General features: G+C 69.8%; 14 protein-coding genes and 1 pseudogene. 6 read left to right on the top strand and 9 right to left on the bottom strand.

Annotation, left to right across the window (positions count from 1 at the left end; translation table 11 throughout):
• Positions 1-3 precede the first annotated feature (3 nt).
• Together manA and D3105_RS26975 are read left to right on the top strand one after the other, a co-directional pair.
• Entirely contained in the window at positions 4-1,143 is a 1,140-nt protein-coding gene (gene manA, locus D3105_RS26980) for a mannose-6-phosphate isomerase, class I (protein WP_240647033.1), read from the top strand.
• A complete protein-coding gene (locus D3105_RS26975; protein WP_338104026.1) occupies positions 1,097-1,714 on the top strand; it encodes an alpha/beta fold hydrolase in 618 nt (205 codons plus the stop codon). The genes manA and D3105_RS26975 overlap by 47 nt, the downstream gene beginning before the upstream one ends.
• Positions 1,715-1,728: 14 nt before the next feature.
• On the opposite strand, the gene D3105_RS26970 is transcribed toward D3105_RS26975, so the two are convergent.
• From D3105_RS26970 to D3105_RS26955, 4 genes are all read right to left on the bottom strand, one after another.
• Positions 1,729-2,742, bottom strand: coding sequence for a glycosyl hydrolase (locus D3105_RS26970; RefSeq protein WP_425315765.1), 1,014 nt, complete (start codon positions 2,740-2,742; stop codon positions 1,729-1,731).
• Positions 2,743-3,400: 658 nt separating this feature from the next.
• Positions 3,401-4,930, bottom strand: coding sequence for a helix-turn-helix domain-containing protein (locus D3105_RS26965; protein ID WP_006128374.1), 1,530 nt, complete (start codon positions 4,928-4,930; stop codon positions 3,401-3,403).
• Between the two features lie 173 nt (positions 4,931-5,103).
• On the bottom strand, positions 5,104-5,751 hold the full coding sequence (locus D3105_RS26960) for a TMEM175 family protein (protein ID WP_118905601.1): 648 nt from the start codon (positions 5,749-5,751) through the stop codon (positions 5,104-5,106).
• A gap of 39 nt (positions 5,752-5,790) precedes the next feature.
• Entirely contained in the window at positions 5,791-6,243 is a 453-nt protein-coding gene (locus D3105_RS26955; protein WP_118905600.1) for a RidA family protein, read from the bottom strand.
• A gap of 194 nt (positions 6,244-6,437) precedes the next feature.
• Between D3105_RS26955 and D3105_RS26950 the strand changes: the two genes are divergently transcribed.
• The gene (locus D3105_RS26950; RefSeq protein WP_118905599.1) at positions 6,438-6,872 is read left to right on the top strand and encodes a VOC family protein; all 435 of its coding nucleotides are present in this window, start codon (positions 6,438-6,440) and stop codon (positions 6,870-6,872) included.
• 33 nt (positions 6,873-6,905) lie between these two features.
• Positions 6,906-7,826 (top strand): aminoglycoside phosphotransferase family protein, encoded by a 921-nt coding sequence (locus tag D3105_RS26945; protein ID WP_118905598.1) that lies wholly within the window; start codon positions 6,906-6,908, stop codon positions 7,824-7,826.
• 37 nt (positions 7,827-7,863) lie between these two features.
• Here D3105_RS26945 and D3105_RS26940 read toward each other — a convergent pair whose 3' ends face one another.
• The 3 genes from D3105_RS26940 to D3105_RS26930 form a co-directional block, all read right to left on the bottom strand.
• On the bottom strand, positions 7,864-8,595 hold the full coding sequence (locus D3105_RS26940; RefSeq protein WP_118905597.1) for an alpha/beta fold hydrolase: 732 nt from the start codon (positions 8,593-8,595) through the stop codon (positions 7,864-7,866).
• A gap of 25 nt (positions 8,596-8,620) precedes the next feature.
• Positions 8,621-8,956 (bottom strand): YnfA family protein, encoded by a 336-nt coding sequence (locus D3105_RS26935; protein ID WP_118905596.1) that lies wholly within the window; start codon positions 8,954-8,956, stop codon positions 8,621-8,623.
• A 75-nt stretch (positions 8,957-9,031) separates the two neighbouring features.
• Positions 9,032-9,901, bottom strand: a complete 870-nt coding sequence (locus D3105_RS26930) for a MerR family transcriptional regulator (RefSeq protein ID WP_118905595.1) — start codon at positions 9,899-9,901, stop codon at positions 9,032-9,034.
• 314 nt (positions 9,902-10,215) lie between these two features.
• On the opposite strand from D3105_RS26930, the gene acnA reads away from it, so the two are divergent.
• Entirely contained in the window at positions 10,216-12,930 is a 2,715-nt protein-coding gene (acnA, locus tag D3105_RS26925) for an aconitate hydratase AcnA (RefSeq protein WP_118905594.1), read from the top strand.
• Between the two features lie 87 nt (positions 12,931-13,017).
• Here the strand turns inward: acnA and D3105_RS26920 are convergent, their stop codons facing one another.
• Positions 13,018-13,635, bottom strand: coding sequence for a hypothetical protein (locus tag D3105_RS26920; protein WP_118905593.1), 618 nt, complete (start codon positions 13,633-13,635; stop codon positions 13,018-13,020).
• Positions 13,636-13,733: 98 nt separating this feature from the next.
• On the opposite strand from D3105_RS26920, the pseudogene D3105_RS26915 reads away from it, so the two are divergent.
• Positions 13,734-14,087: pseudogene (locus tag D3105_RS26915) on the top strand (histidine phosphatase family protein); the annotation flags it as partial.
• A 193-nt stretch (positions 14,088-14,280) separates the two neighbouring features.
• Here the strand turns inward: D3105_RS26915 and D3105_RS26910 are convergent.
• Positions 14,281-18,111 (bottom strand): GH92 family glycosyl hydrolase (locus D3105_RS26910; protein ID WP_240647031.1); only part of this gene is annotated, 3,831 nt, incomplete at its 5' end.

The raw sequence follows: 18,111 nt of genomic DNA, 5'->3' as shown, positions 1-18,111 counted from the left end.
CCCATGCCCCGCCCCCTCTCCCCGGAGGACCTCGTGACCGCACCCTCCCTCCTCAGCCCCGCAGTGCGTAACTACCCCTGGGGCTCACGCACCGCGATCCCCGCTCTTCTCGGGCAGCAAGCCGACGGCGAACCGCAGGCCGAGCTCTGGTTCGGCGCGCATCGCGCCGCCCCGTCGCTTCTCCCCGACCGGCCCGGCCGCCCCGATCTGGCAGCAGCCATCACCGCCGACCCGGCCCTGGAACTGGGGGAGGCGAGCCTGGCCGCTCACGGCCCCGAACTCCCCTTCCTGCTCAAGTTGCTCGCAGCCGAGCGGGCACTGTCGGTGCAGGTGCACCCCACACGCCGGCAGGCGCAGAACGGCCATGACCGAGAGGAAGCGGCGGGAGTGCCGCTCGACGCCCCGCACCGCGCCTTCAAGGACCGCAACCCCAAGCCGGAACTGCTGTGCGCACTCGAGCCGTTCGAGGCGCTCTGCGGCTTCCGGGAGCCGGCCCGCACAGCCGAGCTGCTCGATGCGCTGGCGGTGCCCGAACTCCGCCGCTGGTCAGCCGTTCTTCGTTCGCGGCCTGCGCGCGAAGCCCTCAGCCGCACGCTGCGCGCGGCCCTGTGCGCTCGCGAGCGGCTCGTGCACACCGTGTCCGCAGCCCTGCCCCGGCTGACCGCGTCCCCAGGCCCTTGGAGCAACGCCGGCGCCGCATACACAACCGTCGCGGAGGACTACCCCGGCGACCCCGGCATTCTCGCAGCACTGCTCCTCAACCACGTCCGTCTCGACGCAGGAGAGGCCCTGTACCTGGGGGCAGGCGTGCCGCACGCCTATCTGCGGGGGACCGGCGTGGAGATCATGGCCAACTCTGACAACGTGCTGCGCTGCGGCCTGACCGACAAGCACGTCGACATCGCGCAGCTGGCCGACATCGTGGACTGCGTTCCGATGGGGCCCGCGATCATGCGGCCCACTCCCACCGGGCGGGTTGGCCGGGCGCGGGGGCGGTGCTCTACCGCGCCCGAGTACCCCTGCGCGCCGCTCCATGAGGCTCGCGACCAGAGTGTGGGGCACCGGCCCCCGCACAGCCGTCCTCGTGCACGGCATCATGACGGACTCACACACGTGGAACCGTGTCGCACCGCCTGTCGCTGACCGCGGTTACCGGGTCATCGCCGTCGACCTGCGTGGTCACGGCGCAAGTGGCCACGGCGCGCCCTACACGCCCGCCGTCCTGGCCGCCGACCTGCTCGAAACCCTGCCTCCAGCCCCCGACCTCGCCATCGGCCACTCACTCGGCTCAGCCGCACTGCTGCTTGCCCTGCCCCGATTGCGCTGTGCCCGCGCCATCCACTGCGACCCCGCGTGGGTGAACCGACCCCGGGACCTGGCCGCCCTGCGCGCCGTAAAGTACGCCACCTGGCGGGAGCTGAGGGCCGAGCACCCGCTTTGGCATGACGAGGACATCACCGCCGAGCACCGGGCGCTGACGACGTGGGACCCAGACTCCGTCGACGCCCTGGCGCACCTGCCCGGCCTGCCCACCGCCGCCCCGGCCGTGCCTTCCCTGGTACTGCTCGCCGACCCCAGCGAACGGATTCCACCGGCCCCGGCCGCGACACTGCGCAGCCGGGGCTGGCACACGCGGACGGTGGACGGTGCGGGACACACCGTCCACCGTGACGACCCCACCGGCTTCCTGTACGGGCTGTCCGGATGGCTGTGACCACACCCGACCACTCAGGGGAGGTTGACTTCACCCTGGTTCAGAACGCGGGGATGGAAGTACGCCGCTTGGATCTCGGCGTTGGTGTTGTTCCCCCGCAGATGTTCGGACCACATCATGAACCATGCCCACTGCGGCTGACTCTGCAGCATCGCGGCGGTCGGCATCTTGCCGATTTCCCCGATGGCCATGGGCTTCGTCCCGGCGATGTTCCTCATCTGCTGGTAATCGGCGGAACTGGGGTGGCTCTTGTACCAGACGTCGAGCGACACGACGTCGGCGTACTGATTTCCCGGGTAGTAGTTGCTCCATCCGCCGGCCGGGTTGTCCTGCACGTTCCACACCCAGATGAGATTGTCCAGGCCCTTCGTTCCCGTGAGGTAGTCGCGCGTGATCTGGAAGAGCCGAGCACTTCCGTTGGTTCCTGGCCGGTTGCCCCACCAGTTCCACGATTCGTTCATCTCGTGGAACGGTCGGAAGAGCACGGGGACTCCCGCATTCTTCAACTGCTGGAGGTAGGGGACGACCTCGTCGAGACGGCGCTTCCAGGCGTTGTTCAGTGCGCTGCCGTTGGTGAGGATCTGCGAGAATTGCGCGTTCGATATGTTCGACTTCACACCGCCCTCGAACGGGCAGGTGCTTCCACCGGTCGGCGGACAGACGTGCCAGGTCAGGGACACCAGCGACCCGTTGGCCCACTCGGTCTTCGCCTGATCGATCACGCGTTGGCGGTTCGCCACGTCCGCAGCATTGAACATCAGGTCCCCGCCCCACAGGCCCGGGTACTGACCGGTGACGTCCTTGACCTGCTGCGTGTACTGCCCGGGAGCCGAAGCGGGCTCCTTGTTGTGCTGCCCGGAAACGATGCTGGTTCCGGAGATGGAGCGCAGATAGTTCACCACGTTCTGCTGGGGGGTCGCGGGAAAAGCCTGTGCGGACTCCGCCGCCGGCCAAACGAATGCTGCCGTGAATACGGCTGCGGCTGTCAAAGCGGAGGTGGCAAAGCGTCGTGTCTTTCTCACTGGCATCCCTGCTTTCGTGACGGAGCGGAAATGCTCGACGTCATGAAGGTGGCGGAACCTGCCGTTCTCGTCAACGGTTCGCGTCGCCCCCCATTGCCAGCGGACAACATAATTTACTTAACGTTTCCTAAACGCGTCGCATATTTCGCCGCTTGTCCTCTATGTATGCTCCGCGTCGCGGCGTGTACGTGTGCCGCCATGGATGCTGTCCGTCGGGCCCGGAGGCTCATCCTCCTCTGCCGTCGCCACCTTCTCGCTCCTGAGACCTGTTCCGAGACCCAGCACATGAAGAGCGCGGCACTCAGAGGCCTTCGCTCGCGGTTCAAAGTCTCACGCACTTGCCCGGGCGGGTGGGAGACACCTTCCCGCCGGGCGGAGGAGGGGCGGCGAGTTGCAGATCACGTCCGCCGGTGCGGTCGGCGTGGCCCGACCCGCATCGGATTTTTGCGAGGCCTATTCGGCGGCAACCTTCCGTAAGGGGTGACGGGTACTCAGCTCTTCCTGGCGTCCAGTCAGTCATTCAAGATCATCTTGCACACGCGTTGCACAAGGTGCTGAAAAGCAACAGTGATCAGCGAAGGGCTACGGAGGCAAGTATTCGCAGGTCAGATGGCATGCTGCGGTGTCGTGCCCCTTGCGGCCAAGTGACACGACACCCCGCCCGTCAGATGTCCCGGAAGATCTCGATCTGCGCGCCCACCGAGTTGAGCCGCTCGGCCAGTTCCTCGTAACCCCGGTTGATCACATAGACGTTGCGGAGTACGGAGGTGCCTTCGGCCGCCATCATCGCCAGCAGCACCACCACGGCGGGCCGCAGGGCGGGCGGGCACATCATCTCGGCGGCGCGCCAGCGGGTCGGGCCCTCGACCAGGACCCGGTGGGGGTCGAGGAGTTGGAGGCGGCCGCCGAGGCGGTTGAGGTCGGTGAGGTAGATCGCGCGGTTGTCGTAGACCCAGTCGTGGATCAGGGTCTGGCCGTGCGCCGCAGCGGCGATCGCCGCGAAGAACGGGACGTTGTCGATGTTGAGGCCGGGGAACGGCATCGGGTGGATCTTGTCGATCGGGGCCTCCAGCTTGGAGGGCCGCACCGTCAGGTCCACCAGGCGGGTGCGCGCGTTGTCGGCCGCGTACTCCGGGGTGCGGTCGCAGTCGACGCCCATCTCCTCCAGGACGGCGAGCTCGATCTCCAGGAACTCGATCGGCACCCGGCGGATGGTGAGTTCGGACTCGGTCACCACGGCGGCGGCCAGCAGGCTCATCGCCTCGACCGGGTCCTCGGAGGGGGAGTAGTCCACGTCCACGTCGATCTGCGGGACGCCGTGGACGGTGAGCGTCGTCGTGCCGACCCCGTCGACCCGTACGCCCAGGGCCTCCAGGAAGAAGCACAGGTCCTGGACCATGTAGTTGGACGAGGCGTTACGGATGACCGTCGTGCCGTCGTGGCGGGCGGCGGCCAGCAGGGCGTTCTCGGTCACCGTGTCGCCGCGCTCGGTCAGCACGATGGGCCGGTCCGGGGCGACGGTGCGGTCGACCTGCGCGTGGTACAGGCCCTCCGTCGCGGCGATCTCCAGGCCGAAGCGGCGCAGCGCGATCATGTGCGGCTCGATCGTGCGGGTGCCCAGGTCGCAGCCGCCCGCGTACGGCAGGGTGAACTGCTCCGTCCGGTGCAGCAGCGGCCCCAGGAACATGATGATCGAGCGGGTGCGGCGCGCGGCGTCGGCGTCGATCGCCGCCAGGTCCAGCTGCGCGGGCGGCACGATCTCCAGGTCCACGCCGTCGTTGACCCAGCGGGTGCGGACCCCGATGGAGTTCAGCACCTCCAGGAGCCGGAACACCTCCTCGATCCGGGCCACCCGGCGCAGGACCGTACGCCCCTTGTTGAGGAGCGACGCGCACAGCAGCGCCACGCAGGCGTTCTTGCTGGTCTTGACGTCGATGGCGCCGGAGAGCCGCCGGCCGCCGACGACCCGCAGATGCATGGGTCCGGCATACCCGAGCGACACGATCTCGCTGTCGAGGGCTTCGCCGATGCGGGCGATCATCTCAAGGCTGATGTTCTGGTTACCGCGCTCGATGCGGTTGACGGCGCTCTGGCTGGTGCCGAGAGCCTCGGCCAACTGCGTCTGTGTCCAGCCCCGATGCTGACGGGCGTCACGGATGAGCTTGCCGATACGTACGAGGTAGTCGTCTGACATGTCGGCAGGCTATCTCAGATATGAGATGAGGATGCTGTGGGGGTGTGCCGTTCGAGTGACAGGTGTGTACCGGCTCCGCGCGGCCGGGTCTCCCCATCGTCGCCCGCGCGGCGGGAGACGGCGCGGGCGGTGCGTCCGTACGGGGACGGGGCCGGGCCCGCCCCTGCCGGTGTTCAGCTCGCCCGGCCGTGCCGGCGCGCGGAGGCGCGCTTCCGGTGGGTGAGCTTGACCGGGATCAGCGCGAGCCAGCACCACATGGCCGCGGGAGGAGAGACGAGATAGGCGACCGGAACCGTCGCGGCGAAGAGCGCGGCGGTCGAGGCCAGATCGGCGGTGACCGCCCGGCCCACTTCGCTGCGGGAGGCCTCCGTCGCATGCTCCGTCTGCCGCCGGCCCGCAAGGAACATCGCCAGCTCCAGCAGGTTCGTGACGGCGACCATGCCCGCGTAGACAGCCACAGCCAGCGGGCGCGCGGCGTATTCGGAGAGCAGCGCCGTTGGGAACGGGACGAGAGCGATGGCGCCCAGCCACATCAGCGCGAACCGCAGCGCCACCCCCTCGAAGCGCGGGACGAGGCGCACGATCAGCCGGTGATCGCGCCAGAACCCGGCCAGGATCGTGAAACTCAGGGCGTACGCGCCGAGGTCGGGCAGCGCCTGGCGCACGGCATCGGTGAACGCGTCCTTGTCCAGGCCCGGTTCGACATGGAGGTCCAGGACCAGCAGGGTCATCGCGATGGCGAAGATCCCGTCGGACAGGGTCGTCAGACGGTCCGCGTTCTTCTCGTCGGCCTTCTCGTCGGCGGCTCGGGCATCGCTCACCCGCCTCAGGGTGAGGGGGCGACGGGGCTCACCCCGTCATTACGCCGACGGCGGGCAAGCCGGTCCTTCGGGCTCCGGCTCGTCGAGGACGGCGGCCACGGCTTCGATCTCGACGAGCTGATCGGCGTAGCCGAGCACGGTGACGCCCATCAGGGTGCTGGGCACGTCGTGGTCGCCGAAGAAATCCCGGACCACCTGCCAGGCGGCCACGAGATCCTCCTGCCGCGCCGATGCCACGAGGACCCGGGTGCTGATGACGTCCTGGACCGAGGCACCGGCGTCGGCGAGCGCGGTCCTCAGGTTCGCCACGGCCTGCGCCGCCTGGCCGGCGTAGTCCTCGACGGCCACGGTCCCGCCGTGCTCGTCGAGTGGGCACGCACCGGCGAGGAAGATCAGCCGGGACCCGGCGGGCGCCGTGGCCGCGTAGGCGTACTCGGCGATGCCGGAGAGGCTACGGGAACGGATCAGCGAAACGGCGCTGGTGCGGGTCACGGTGGGTGCGTCTCCTGCGGGGTGGGGCGTCGCGTGCTGGGTGCGTACGGGGGTGATCCTTTCAGCGCGCTCCGGATTCCGCCCCTCCTTTTGCACGGCGTCTCGCACGGCGTTCCGCGTGGCGACTCGTGCAGTGACCCGTCCGGCGGGGAAATTCGGATGCCCGTCGAACGGCGCCCCCCTACGGTGGCCCGATGACGTCGATCAGGCAGGTCCAGATCACCTTCGACTGCGCGTCGCCCACGCGCGTCGCCCACTTCTGGTGCGAGGTGTTGGGGTACGTCGTTCCACCGCCGCCGGAGGGGTTCGCCAGTTGGGACGATTACGCCCTCTCCCTGCCGCCGGAGAAGCGGGACGCCGGGTTCGTCTGCCAGGACCCCACGGGGGTGGGCCCGCGGATGTACTTCCAGCGCGTTCCCGAGGCCAAGGTCGTCAAGAACCGGGTGCATCTGTGCGTGCGGGTCGGCACCGGGCTCGTGGGGGAGGAGCGCCTCGCCGCGCTGGAGGCCGAGTGCGCGCGGCTTCTGCTGCTCGGCGCGAAGCGCGTACGGCTGCTCCTCGCCGACGAGGAGAACGAGTCCTGCCTCGTGATGCAGGACATCGAGGGCAACGAGTTCTGCCTCGACTGACCGGCCGGGCCCGCCCCGGTACCGTGGCTCGGCATGACCGACTCCGACTCCGACACCGCCGCCGAGATCGAGATCACGGCGGACCTGGTCCGTGACCTCCTCCGGGAGCAGCATCCCGACCTGGCGGAGCTGGCCGTCCGCGAGGTCGCGGGCGGCTGGGACAACCAGCAGTGGCGCCTCGGGGACGAGTTGGCCGTCCGCATGCCGCGTACGGAACGCGCCCCGGAACTCCAGCGCAAGGAGTGCCGTTGGCTGCCCCACATCGCTCCGGGGCTGCCGCTCCCCGTCCCGCGCCCGGTGCGGGTCGGGGAGCCGTCCGCACGCTTCCCGAAGCGGTGGACGATCATGACGTGGGTTCCCGGCGAGCCGCTGGACCGCACCTCGATCAGCCGGGGCGACCACGCGGCGGACACACTGGCGGACTTCCTGAGGGCGCTCCACGTGGCGGCGCCGGCCGAGGCGCCGGGCGTGGTGGACCGGGGCGCTCACCCGGGCGCGTACACCGAGGGCTTCGACCACTTCTTCCGGTCCGTCGCCCTCGACGGCAGGGCCGACGAGGTCCGGGCCGTCTGGGCCGACGCGGTCGCCGCTCCCGCGTGGGAGGGCCCGCCGGTCTGGGTGCACGGTGACCTCCACCCCGCGAACGTCGTCGTGTCGGACGGGACGCTCTCGGGCGTGATCGACTTCGGCGACCTGTTCGCCGGGGACCCGGCGTGGGACCTCGCGGCCGCCTGGGTCGTCCTTCCCCGGGGCGGGGCCGCCCGGTTCTTCGACGCGTACGCGCACGCGGACGGGGCGACGAGCCGGCGCGCCCGTGGGCTGGCCGTGCTGAAGAGCCTGTTTCTCATGCTCATGGGCGGCAACGGAGAGCGGGGGCTTCCCGGCGGCAAGCCTGCCTGGGGACCCGCGGGCCGGGCGGCGCTCGATCGCGTTCTCGGCACCGACGTGGGGTGACCGTGCGCAGGGTACGGCGGCGTGCGCGACCGGACGCTCAGCCGGCGGCAGGGAGCCCGCGGGCGAAGCGGCGGACGGCGTCGGTGAAGGCGTCCGGGGCGTCGAAGTTCGCGAGATGGCCGGCCCGTGGGATCAGCTCGATGCGGGCATCCGAATGCGCGCGGGCGAAGTCGGCCTCGCCGGACCGGAAGACGGTGTCCTTCTCGCCGTTCAGGATCAGTACCGGCGCCGCCACAGGGCGCAGCGCATCCGTGTCGAACCGGCCCAGTACCTCGCCCCAGGCGGCGGGCAGGGTGTGGAAGGCGTAGCCGGAGCGGATGGTCGCCTCCACCACGTCCCGTGGATACTGCCGCAGCAGCAGCCGGTCGTTCCACCGGGTCAGCCGGTCCGCCGGGATGCGGGGGACCAGGCCGGTGATCCACCGGTAGGGCGTGGCCCAGGGGCCGCGGGTGGACGCGCTGGCGCCCGCGAGAACCAGCCCGCGCAGCTGTTCCGGGCAGCGCCGCGCGAACTCCAACGACACGTAACCGCCGAGCGAATGCCCGACGACCAGGGCCGGTCCCCCGCCGAGCGAGTCCACCGCGGCGGCGATGACCTCCGTCGCGGCGGTCATGCTCCAGGGCTGCGCCGAGCGCGCTCCGTGGCCCGGCAGGTCGATGGCGACCGCGGGGAACTCCTGTCGGAGGGCGGCGAGTTGTGTGCTCCACTGTCCCGCGCTGAAACGTGTTCCGTGCACGAAGACGATGGGCGGTGCATCGGCTGTTGTCATCGGCCCCCCAAGTGATGCGCCCAGATTAGTGGCCGCGCGGCGCATACATGATCACGGCCATTCCGGCCAAACACACCAGGGCCCCGATGATGTCGAAGCGGTCCGGGCGGTAGCCGTCGGCGACCATGCCCCAGGCGATCGATCCGGCGACGAAGATGCCGCCGTACGCGGCGAGGATGCGGCCGAAGTTGTCGTCGCTCTGGAAGGTGGCGACCACGCCGTACAGACCGAGCGCGATGACGCCGGCGCCGACCCACACCCAGCCCTTGTGCTCCCGCAGGCCCTGCCAGACCAGCCAGGCTCCCCCGATCTCGAACAGCGCGGCGACGACGAACAGGGCGATGGAACGGGTGACGAGCACGGGGAGGGCTTTCTGGTGAGAGGTGGCTGGGGCAGGGCCGGGCAGGGCTGGACGGAACGGGACAGGACAGGGGCCTCAGTCGGCGGAGCCGAAGAGATCCGTGAGCAGCGCGCCCCCGTCGGCGGGCGCGCGGACCTCCAGGTGCAGATACGGGCCGTCGAGGTGGAGGCGGAAGTCGAAGAACGGGCAGCACTCCTGCTCCGCGGCCGCCAGCCCGGCGACGCGCGTGACCCGGCCGACGGGCAGGGTCAGCCGCAGCCCTTCGGGCACGGCGGCCCGGGTCGCGCCGGCGACGGCCTCGCGCCACCGGGCGGTGCGCTCGCGCAGCCCGTCGCCGCTCAGGGAGCACGCCACCGGCGCGGCACGCCACCGCTCCGTCTCCTGTTCGGCGACCTCTCGGCCGGGCGACAGGGCGACATCGACCGGCTGTCCGCCATGGGCCCCGCCGGCGACGGGGGCCGGCCCCGGGACTGACGAGCCCGGCCCTGGGGCCGACCCTGCAGCCCGGGCAGGCGCCGATCCCGAGCCCGGCCCCTGGCCCGGTGCCAGGAACCCGCACTCCGGGTCGCACCGCCCCGCCCGGTCCGGCAGTGCGTCCAGGTCGGCCAGGGCGCCGCGCAGGGAATCGGTGAAGGCCGCCAGCTCGGCCGCCCGGACCTCGGCCTCGGCGAGCCGGGCGGAGATCAGGGGGCGCAGATCGGCCTTCACGTCGCGGCAGGCGCCGGCCTCCCACACCCCGACCAGTTCGCCGATCTCCTCCAGTGCAAGCCCCAGATGCTTGGCCGCGCCGATGAACGCCGGCCGGTCGACCGCGTCCTCGCCGTACATCCGGTACCCGGCGGGGGTCCGGTCTGCGAACATCAGCCCCGCGCTCTCGTGGAACCGCAGGGTCGTGGCCGGCACCCCGCTGCGCTCGGCGAGCCGGGAGATCCGCATGGAGGTCATGCCGCCGACCGTAAACCTTCCACCCGACTGGAAGGTCAAGGCGTCGTCGCTCCATGCCTTCGGGCGGTGCCGCGTCAAGCGGTCCGTGTGTCGGCGCGGTCACAGGGCACCTGGGCATGACCGAGCGGCGGCTATGTACTAGAGTTATCTCGACATCGAGATATCTGCCGAGGCGCACCACAGCCGCCGCCAGTAAGGGTTACCTAACTAAGCCTTACCTTAGCGGATGGCCGGAGCCGTAGGTGGCAAAACGCGGCGCCGGCTGCCAATGAGGCGCGGCGCGGTAGACGCGCACATTGAAGAAGGAGACTGTCGTGTCGGCGAACAGCTTCGACGCCCGCAGCACGCTGCGCGTGGGCGACGAGTCGTACGAGATCTTCAAGCTGGACAAGGTAGAGGGCTCCGCGCGCCTCCCGTACAGCCTGAAGGTCCTGCTGGAGAACCTGCTCCGTACCGAGGACGGCGCGAACATCACCGCCGACCACATCCGGGCCATCGGCGGCTGGGACTCCCAGGCGCAGCCCAGCCAGGAGATCCAGTTCACGCCGGCCCGCGTGATCATGCAGGACTTCACCGGCGTCCCGTGTGTCGTGGACCTCGCCACCATGCGTGAGGCCGTCAAGGAGCTGGGCGGCGACCCGGCGAAGATCAACCCGCTGGCCCCGGCCGAGCTGGTCATCGACCACTCCGTCATCGCCGACAAGTTCGGCACCAAGGAAGCCTTCGGCCAGAACGTCGAGCTGGAGTACGGCCGCAACAAGGAGCGCTACCAGTTCCTGCGCTGGGGCCAGACCGCCTTCGACGAGTTCAAGGTCGTCCCCCCGGGCACCGGCATCGTCCACCAGGTGAACATCGAGCACCTGGCCCGCACCGTCATGGTCCGGGGCGGCCAGGCGTACCCCGACACCCTCGTCGGCACCGACTCGCACACCACCATGGTCAACGGCCTCGGTGTGCTCGGCTGGGGTGTCGGCGGCATCGAGGCCGAGGCCGCGATGCTCGGCCAGCCGGTCTCCATGCTCATCCCGCGCGTCGTCGGCTTCAAGCTGACCGGCGAGCTCCCGGCCGGCACCACCGCCACCGACCTCGTGCTGACCATCACCGAGATGCTCCGCAAGCACGGTGTCGTCGGCAAGTTCGTCGAGTTCTACGGTGAGGGCGTCGCCGCCACCTCGCTGGCCAACCGCGCCACCATCGGCAACATGTCGCCGGAGTTCGGCTCCACCGCCGCGATCTTCCCGATCGACGACGAGACGCTGAAGTACCTGCGTCTGACCGGCCGCGACGAGCAGCAGGTCGCCCTCGTCGAGGCGTACGCCAAGGAGCAGGGCCTCTGGCTGGACCCGGCCGCCGAGCCCGACTTCTCCGAGAAGCTGGAGCTCGACCTCGCCACGGTCGTCCCCTCCATCGCCGGCCCGAAGCGCCCGCAGGACCGCATCGTCCTCGCCAACGCCGCGCAGCAGTTCGCCCAGGACGTCCGCAACTACGTCTCGGACGACGAGGAGGCGGGCAAGGAGTCCTTCCCGGCCTCCGACTCCCCGGCCTCCTCCAACGGCGTCCCGTCGAAGCCGACCACCGTGACGGCCCCCGACGGCTCGACGTACGAGATCGACCACGGCGCCGTCACCGTCGCCGCGATCACCTCCTGCACCAACACCTCGAACCCCTACGTCATGGTCGCCGCCGCGCTCGTGGCGAAGAAGGCGGTCGAGAAGGGCCTGACCCGCAAGCCGTGGGTCAAGACCACCCTCGCCCCCGGCTCGAAGGTCGTCACCGACTACTTCGACAAGGCGGGTCTGACCCCGTACCTCGACAAGGTCGGCTTCAACCTCGTCGGCTACGGCTGCACCACCTGCATCGGCAACTCCGGCCCGCTGCCGGAGGAGGTCTCCAAGGCCGTCAACGACAACGACCTCGCGGTCACGTCGGTCCTCTCCGGCAACCGTAACTTCGAGGGCCGCATCAACCCCGACGTCAAGATGAACTACCTGGCGTCCCCGCCGCTGGTCGTCGCGTACGCCATCGCCGGTTCGATGAAGGTCGACATCACCAAGGACGCCCTCGGCGTCGACCAGGACGGCAAGCCGGTCTTCCTGGCCGACATCTGGCCGACCGAGGCCGAGGTCAACGACGTCGTGGCGAACGCCATCGGCGAGGACATGTTCAACAAGTCCTACCAGGACGTCTTCGCGGGCGACGCCCAGTGGCAGGCGCTGCCGATCCCGACCGGCAACACCTTCGAGTGGGACTCCGAGTCCACCTACGTGCGCAAGCCCCCGTACTTCGAGGGCATGACGATGGAGACGACCCCGGTCGAGGACATCACCGGCGCCCGCGTCCTCGCCAAGCTCGGCGACTCGGTCACCACCGACCACATCTCCCCGGCCGGCGCCATCAAGGCCGACACCCCGGCCGGCAAGTACCTCACGGAGCACGGCATCGAGCGCCGTGACTTCAACTCCTACGGCTCGCGCCGTGGCAACCACGAGGTCATGATCCGCGGCACGTTCGCCAACATCCGCCTGCGCAACCAGATCGCGCCGGGCACCGAGGGCGGCTACACCCGCGACTTCACCCAGGCCGACGGACCGGTGTCGTTCATCTACGACGCCTCGCAGAACTACCAGGCCGCCGGCACCCCGCTCGCGATCCTCGCGGGCAAGGAGTACGGCTCCGGCTCGTCCCGCGACTGGGCCGCCAAGGGCACCGCGCTCCTCGGCGTCAAGGCCGTCATCGCCGAGTCCTACGAGCGCATCCACCGCTCGAACCTCATCGGCATGGGCGTCCTCCCGCTGCAGTTCCCCGAGGGCCAGAACGCCGAGACCCTCGGTCTCACCGGCGAGGAGGCCTTCTCCTTCACCGGCGTCACCGAGCTGAACAACGGCACCACCCCCCGTACGGTCAAGGTCACCACCGACACCGGTGTGGAGTTCGACGCGGTCGTCCGCATCGACACCCCCGGCGAGGCCGACTACTACCGCAACGGCGGCATCCTGCAGTATGTGCTCCGCAGCCTGATCCGCAGCTGATCGGACGCGCACAACGCGAGGGCCGCGTCCCGGGAATCCCCGGGACGCGGCCCTCGCGCCGTTTCCGCGGCCGTGGACTCAGGCGCGTCAGTCCCCCGTCGGCGTCCGCATCAGGTCGACAAGTCGGCACGTCGTGCCGCGCGGCACCTCGCCGAGTCCGTGGATCTCCTCCACCACGCTCTTGCCGGGCCCGAGGTCGACCACTCCGGTGACACCGTCCGCGACCTTGGTGCCGTCCTTGTCGAGGAACTCGACGCCTATGTGGTAGCTCGCCGTCGTGGACGAGCCGTTCACGACCCTCACCTTCGCCGACTGCCAACCGATCTGCGGATCGCGCGCACACGCGGTGATCGTGACGTCCTTCTTCACGTCCGGTTCGGACACGGTGGGCTCCGGCGCGGGCTCCACCGGCTCCTCGGCGGACGGCTCTTCCCCGTACGGCTCTTCCTCGTACGGCTCCGAGTAGGGCGTGTCCGACCGCGGCGGCAGCGCGATGGAGTCCTGGACCGAGTTCATCGCCGAGTAGACGAGCGCCACCACGGCTCCCGCCACGATGAGCCCGCCGCCCACGGCGAGCGACACGACCAGCCCCGTACGCTGCTTCTGCGGCGGCCCCGCGGGCGCGGCCCACGGCGAAGGCTGCGCCGGAGGCCGGTGCTCCGGCTGCGGCTGTTCGGGCGGCGGAGGCGGAAAGTTGTCGGACATGCGGTCCCCCCACGGGAAAGTGATCAGCTGAGGGGCTTACCGTACGTGGCCCCATCAGCCCCACCCGCACCACCTGTACAGAAAGCGAACGGACCACCATGGGCGAGCTGATCCTCATCCGGCACGGCGAGACCGAATGGTCCCGCTCCGGACAGCACACGAGCTGGACCGACCTCCCTCTCACCGACGTCGGGGAGCGCCAGGCCCGCGCCCTCGTCCCGCTGCTGGCGGACCGCACCATCGGGCTCACCCTCGTCAGCCCGTCGATCCGGGCCCGCCGCACCGCCGAACTGGCCGGGCTCCCCGCGCCCCGGGTCACCCCCGAGCTGCGGGAATGGGACTACGGCGGGTACGAGGGCATCACCACCCGGGAGATCCGCCGCACCCGCCCCTTCTGGAACCTGTGGACCGACGGCGTCGACCCCGGCTCCGACGAGCACCCCGGCGAGAGCCNCCTGCCCGAGAGCCTCCAGCCGGAGTGAGCCGCGCTCGGCGGGCCTGCCCGAGAGCCTCCAGCCGGAGTGAGCCGCGCTCGGCGGGCCTGCCCGAGAGCCTCCGGTGCCGCCGAGCCACGACCGCCGACACGCCGACGGCCGGCACCCCGTCCTTCCGGGGTACCGGCCGACCGCGCTCACCGCGTCACGCTCAGGACAGCAGCTCCACCTCCGCGAGCGTCGCCGAACCCGTCAGCACCAGCCGGTACTGCGTGTACGAGCCGGGCTTCGCCACCGAGAACACCCGGGTCTGCTTGTCCCAGGCGAACGACTGGCCCGAGCGGCGGTCGACGTCCTTCCACTCCTTGCCGTCCGTCGAACCCTGGAGCGTCCACCCCTCCGGGGCCTTGTCCGCCGCCGCCGAGGTCAGCGTGTACTGGACGCCCTTCGTGGCCGAGGACACCGGCAGCTCCACCGACTCCACCGTCGCCGACGTGGCCGAGGTGTCGTCGAACAGCGCGCCGTCACCCTTCAGCGCGTCGCCCTTGGGCGTCGGGACCTTGTCGTCCTTCTGCACGGAGACCGGGGCCGCGTCCTTGCCCGTGCCCCAGGCCGACGGCTTCGGGCCCATGTCGAACTCCAGCGTGCCGCCCTTGGCCAGGACGTCGTGGGGGAGCGCCGTGGAGGTCCACTTCTTGCCGTTGACCTTCACGCCCTGCACGTAGATGTTCCTGTCGCTGTTCTTCGGGGCCTTCACGACCAGCTTGCGGCCGTTGTCCATGCGGACGGTGACCTCTCTGAAGAGCGGCGAGCCGATCGCGTACTCCCCGCTGCCCATCACCAGCGGGTAGAAGCCGAGCGAGGAGAAGAGGAACCAGGCCGACTGCTCGCCGTTGTCCTCGTCGCCGTGGATGCCCTGCCCGATCTCGCTGCCGACGTACAGCCGGCCCAGTACCTCGCGGACCTTCTCCTGCGTCTTGTACGGCTGCGAGGCCGCGTTGTACATGTACGTGGCGTGGTGGGCGACCTGGTTGCTGTGCCCGTACTGGCCCATCCGCACGTCACGCGCCTCGGTCATCTCGTGGATGACCCCCCCGTAGCTGCCGACGAACTCCGGGCCCGCCGTCTCCGGCGTCGAGAAGTACGTGTCCAGCTTCTTGCCCAGGCCCGCGCGGCCGCCGTACAGGTTGGCCAGGCCCCGGCTGTCCTGCGGGGCGGTGAAGGCGTAACCCCAGCCGTTGGTCTCGGTGTAGTCGTAGCCCCAGACGCGCGGGTCGTAACTGTCCGAGGGCAGGCGCCAGTCGCCGTTCGGCTTCTTGCCCTGGAAGAACCCGGCCTTGTCGTCGAAGAGCTTGACGTACTTCTGCGCCCGGTTCATGAAGTACTCGGACTCTTCCTTGTACCGCGCCTTCTTCGTCTTCTTGTACAGCTCCTGGCCCATGCGGGCGATGCCGTAGTCGTTGACGTAACCCTCCAGGGACCAGGACAGGCCCTCGTGGGTGGCGGTGTTGGCGTAGCCCTTGAAGACCGAGGTCTCCAGGCCCTTGCGGCCGACGCCCGAGGACGGCGGGGCCACGGTGGCGTTCTTGAGCGCCGCGTCGTAGGCCGCCTCGGCGTCGAACTTCACGCCCTTGACGTACGCGTCGGCGAACGCCACGTCCGAGCTGGTTCCGGTCATCAGGTCCGCGTAGCCGGGGGAGGACCAGCGCGAGGTCCAGCCGCCGTCCTTGTAGTGCTGGACGAAGCCGTCCACCAGCTCGCCGGCCTTCTTCGGGGAGAAGAAGGAGTACGCGGGCCAGGTCGTGCGGTAGGTGTCCCAGAAGCCGTTGTTGACGTACACCTCGCCGTCGACGATCTTCGCGCCGGTCTGCGTCGGGGTGTTCTCACCGGTCGCCTTGGAGAAGGGGCTGGCGTACTTGTTCTTGCTCTTCACCTTCTCGTGGCCGGAGTTCGGGTAGAGGTAGAGCCGGTAGAGGCTGGAGTAGAGCGTCGTCAGCTGGTCGGCGTTCGCGCCCTCGACCTCGACCGTCCCGAGGACGTCGTCCCAGGCGCCCTGCGCCTTGCGCTGCACCCGGTCGAAGGAGGTCGACTCCGGGATCTCCATCGCCAGGTTCTGCTTCGCCTGGTCGACGCCGATCAGCGAGGTCGCCAGCCGCAGGTTGACCGTGCGGTCCTTGCCCGCGTCGAAGCGGAAGAAGCCGGTGACGTCGTCGCCCCCACCGCCCTTCAGCTTGCCGCTGTCGGTGACCGGCGCGTCGAAGACGCCGTACACGAACATCCGTGTAGCGCCGGTGGACAGGCCGCTCTTGACGTCCGTGTAACCGGAGAAGGAGCTGGTCTCCGGGTCCAGCGTGATGCCGCCGGCGTTCGAGACGTTGTCGAAGATCAGACTGGCGTCCTTGCCCGGATAGGTGAACCGCATCCGGGCCGCGTGGTCGGTCGGCGTCATCTCGGCCTTGAGGCCGTTCTCGAACGTGACGCCGTAGTAGTGCGGCTTCGCCGTCTCGTTCTCGTGCCGGAACGGCAGCGCGCGGGCGGTCCGGGACGCGTCCGGGGTGCCGCTCGCGGCCGAGGGCATCAGCTGGAAGGTCTGCCGGTCGCCCATCCACGGGCTCGGCTCGTGGCTCGCGCCGAACGCCTGGAGCGTGGGGAGGTTGTCCGCGTTGTTGCCCCGGTGGTAGTCGTACAGCCAGCTCAGCGAACCGGCGTTGGTCACCGGCGTCCAGAAGTTGAAGCCATGGGGGACCGCCGTGGCCGGAATGTTGTTGCCGCGTGAGAAGCCGCCGGAGGAGTTGGTGCCGCGCGTGGTGAGCGCGTAGTCCGACAGATGCGCCTTGCGCTTCTCGGGCTTCTTCGGGGCGATCGAGATGTCGTCGATCCAGCCCTGGAACTTCGCCTTCCCCTTGGGGGAGTCGTACGCCACCAGGATCCGGTCGACCGTCTTGCCCGCGGCGACCGTGCCGAGCCGGGCGGCGACCTTGTTCCACTGGTTGACGTAGAGGCGCTTGGCGTCCGCCTGGCCCTGCGGGGTCAGCAGCCCGCCGTGGCTGTCGGTGGCCTTCAGATCGCTCAGGTACGTGCCGTCGGTGAAGGCGAGGTCCACCGCGACGTGCGTGGCCGGGTAGTTCAGGTCCGTCTCCCCCATCTGCGGGTAGACGAGATAGGACAGCTCGGTGTCCTTGGTGACGGCCGTGTTCACGTCGAAGATCTTGTTGTACGAGTACGCCCGTCCGTCGGGCGTGTGCGTGCCCGCGTAACGCAGTGCCTTCTTTCCGGTGAATCCCGCGCCCGACTTCGCGGTGGGGGAGCCGGAGGGGCCGCGGTCGGGCTGGCTGCGCATCTCGTCGGGCACCGGGGTCGCGGTGTCACCGTTCGAGAACTGAACGTCGGCGAGTTGGAGCGCGTCCGCGCCGCCGTTCGCCGTGATGTCCAGCCGGAAGTGCTTGTAGGGGGTGTCGCCCTTGAAGTCGTACGTCTTCGTCTCGTGCCGCTTGGCGAAGGTCTCGCCGGTGCGGGTGTCGAGGTCGGTCCACTCCTTGCCGTCCGCCGAGCCCTTGAGCGTCCAGTTCTTCGGGTCCCGTTCGGCGTGGTCGTTGGCCGAAGTGAGCGCGTACGTCACGACCTTGACCGGTTCGTCCAGATCGAACTCGACCCAGCCGGTCTTCGCGAACGTCAGCCACTTGGAGCCCGGTTCGACGTCGACGAGGTTCTCCTTGACCTCGCCGCCCGCGGTGTTCTCGGCGCTCGCGCGCACCTCCGTCACCCGGTCGGTGACATTGCCCGGTATGCCGGACGAGAAGCCCCCGTCGACACCGGAGGCCCGCTTCTTGCCGTCGGGGCCCTCCTCGACGGTGTTGCGCCAGTCCGGCTGCTTCTCGTCCGCCTCGAAGGAGGTGGTGAACGTCCGGTCGCCGGAGGGCTTCCGGTCCGGCGAGGAGGGCTGCGCCGTGGCGACCGCGGGGGCGATCACCACCAGGGCGAGGGAAGCCGCCAGGGCGGCTGCTGTGGGGGTCCGTCTCCGGCGGGGGGCCGGGCGGGGGAC

Source organism: Streptomyces globisporus (genome assembly GCF_003501885.1).
Taxonomy (GTDB): Bacteria; Actinomycetota; Actinomycetes; order Streptomycetales; family Streptomycetaceae; genus Streptomyces; species Streptomyces globisporus_D.
The sequence above is the reverse complement of the archived record's forward strand: the minus strand, read 5'-3'. Positions and strand labels throughout refer to the sequence as shown.

Coding starts and splice junctions, on each gene's coding strand:
- D3105_RS26970 (WP_425315765.1), bottom strand. CDS start 2,742: ATGCCAGTGAGAAAGACACGACGCTTTGCCACCTCCGCTTTGACAGCC.
- D3105_RS26950 (WP_118905599.1), top strand. CDS start 6,438: ATGACGTCGATCAGGCAGGTCCAGATCACCTTCGACTGCGCGTCGCCC.
- D3105_RS26920 (WP_118905593.1), bottom strand. CDS start 13,635: ATGTCCGACAACTTTCCGCCTCCGCCGCCCGAACAGCCGCAGCCGGAG.
- D3105_RS26975 (WP_338104026.1), top strand. CDS start 1,097: ATGACGGACTCACACACGTGGAACCGTGTCGCACCGCCTGTCGCTGAC.
- D3105_RS26945 (WP_118905598.1), top strand. CDS start 6,906: ATGACCGACTCCGACTCCGACACCGCCGCCGAGATCGAGATCACGGCG.
- D3105_RS26940 (WP_118905597.1), bottom strand. CDS start 8,595: ATGACAACAGCCGATGCACCGCCCATCGTCTTCGTGCACGGAACACGT.
- D3105_RS26965 (WP_006128374.1), bottom strand. CDS start 4,930: ATGTCAGACGACTACCTCGTACGTATCGGCAAGCTCATCCGTGACGCC.
- D3105_RS26930 (WP_118905595.1), bottom strand. CDS start 9,901: ATGACCTCCATGCGGATCTCCCGGCTCGCCGAGCGCAGCGGGGTGCCG.
- manA (WP_240647033.1), top strand. CDS start 4: ATGCCCCGCCCCCTCTCCCCGGAGGACCTCGTGACCGCACCCTCCCTC.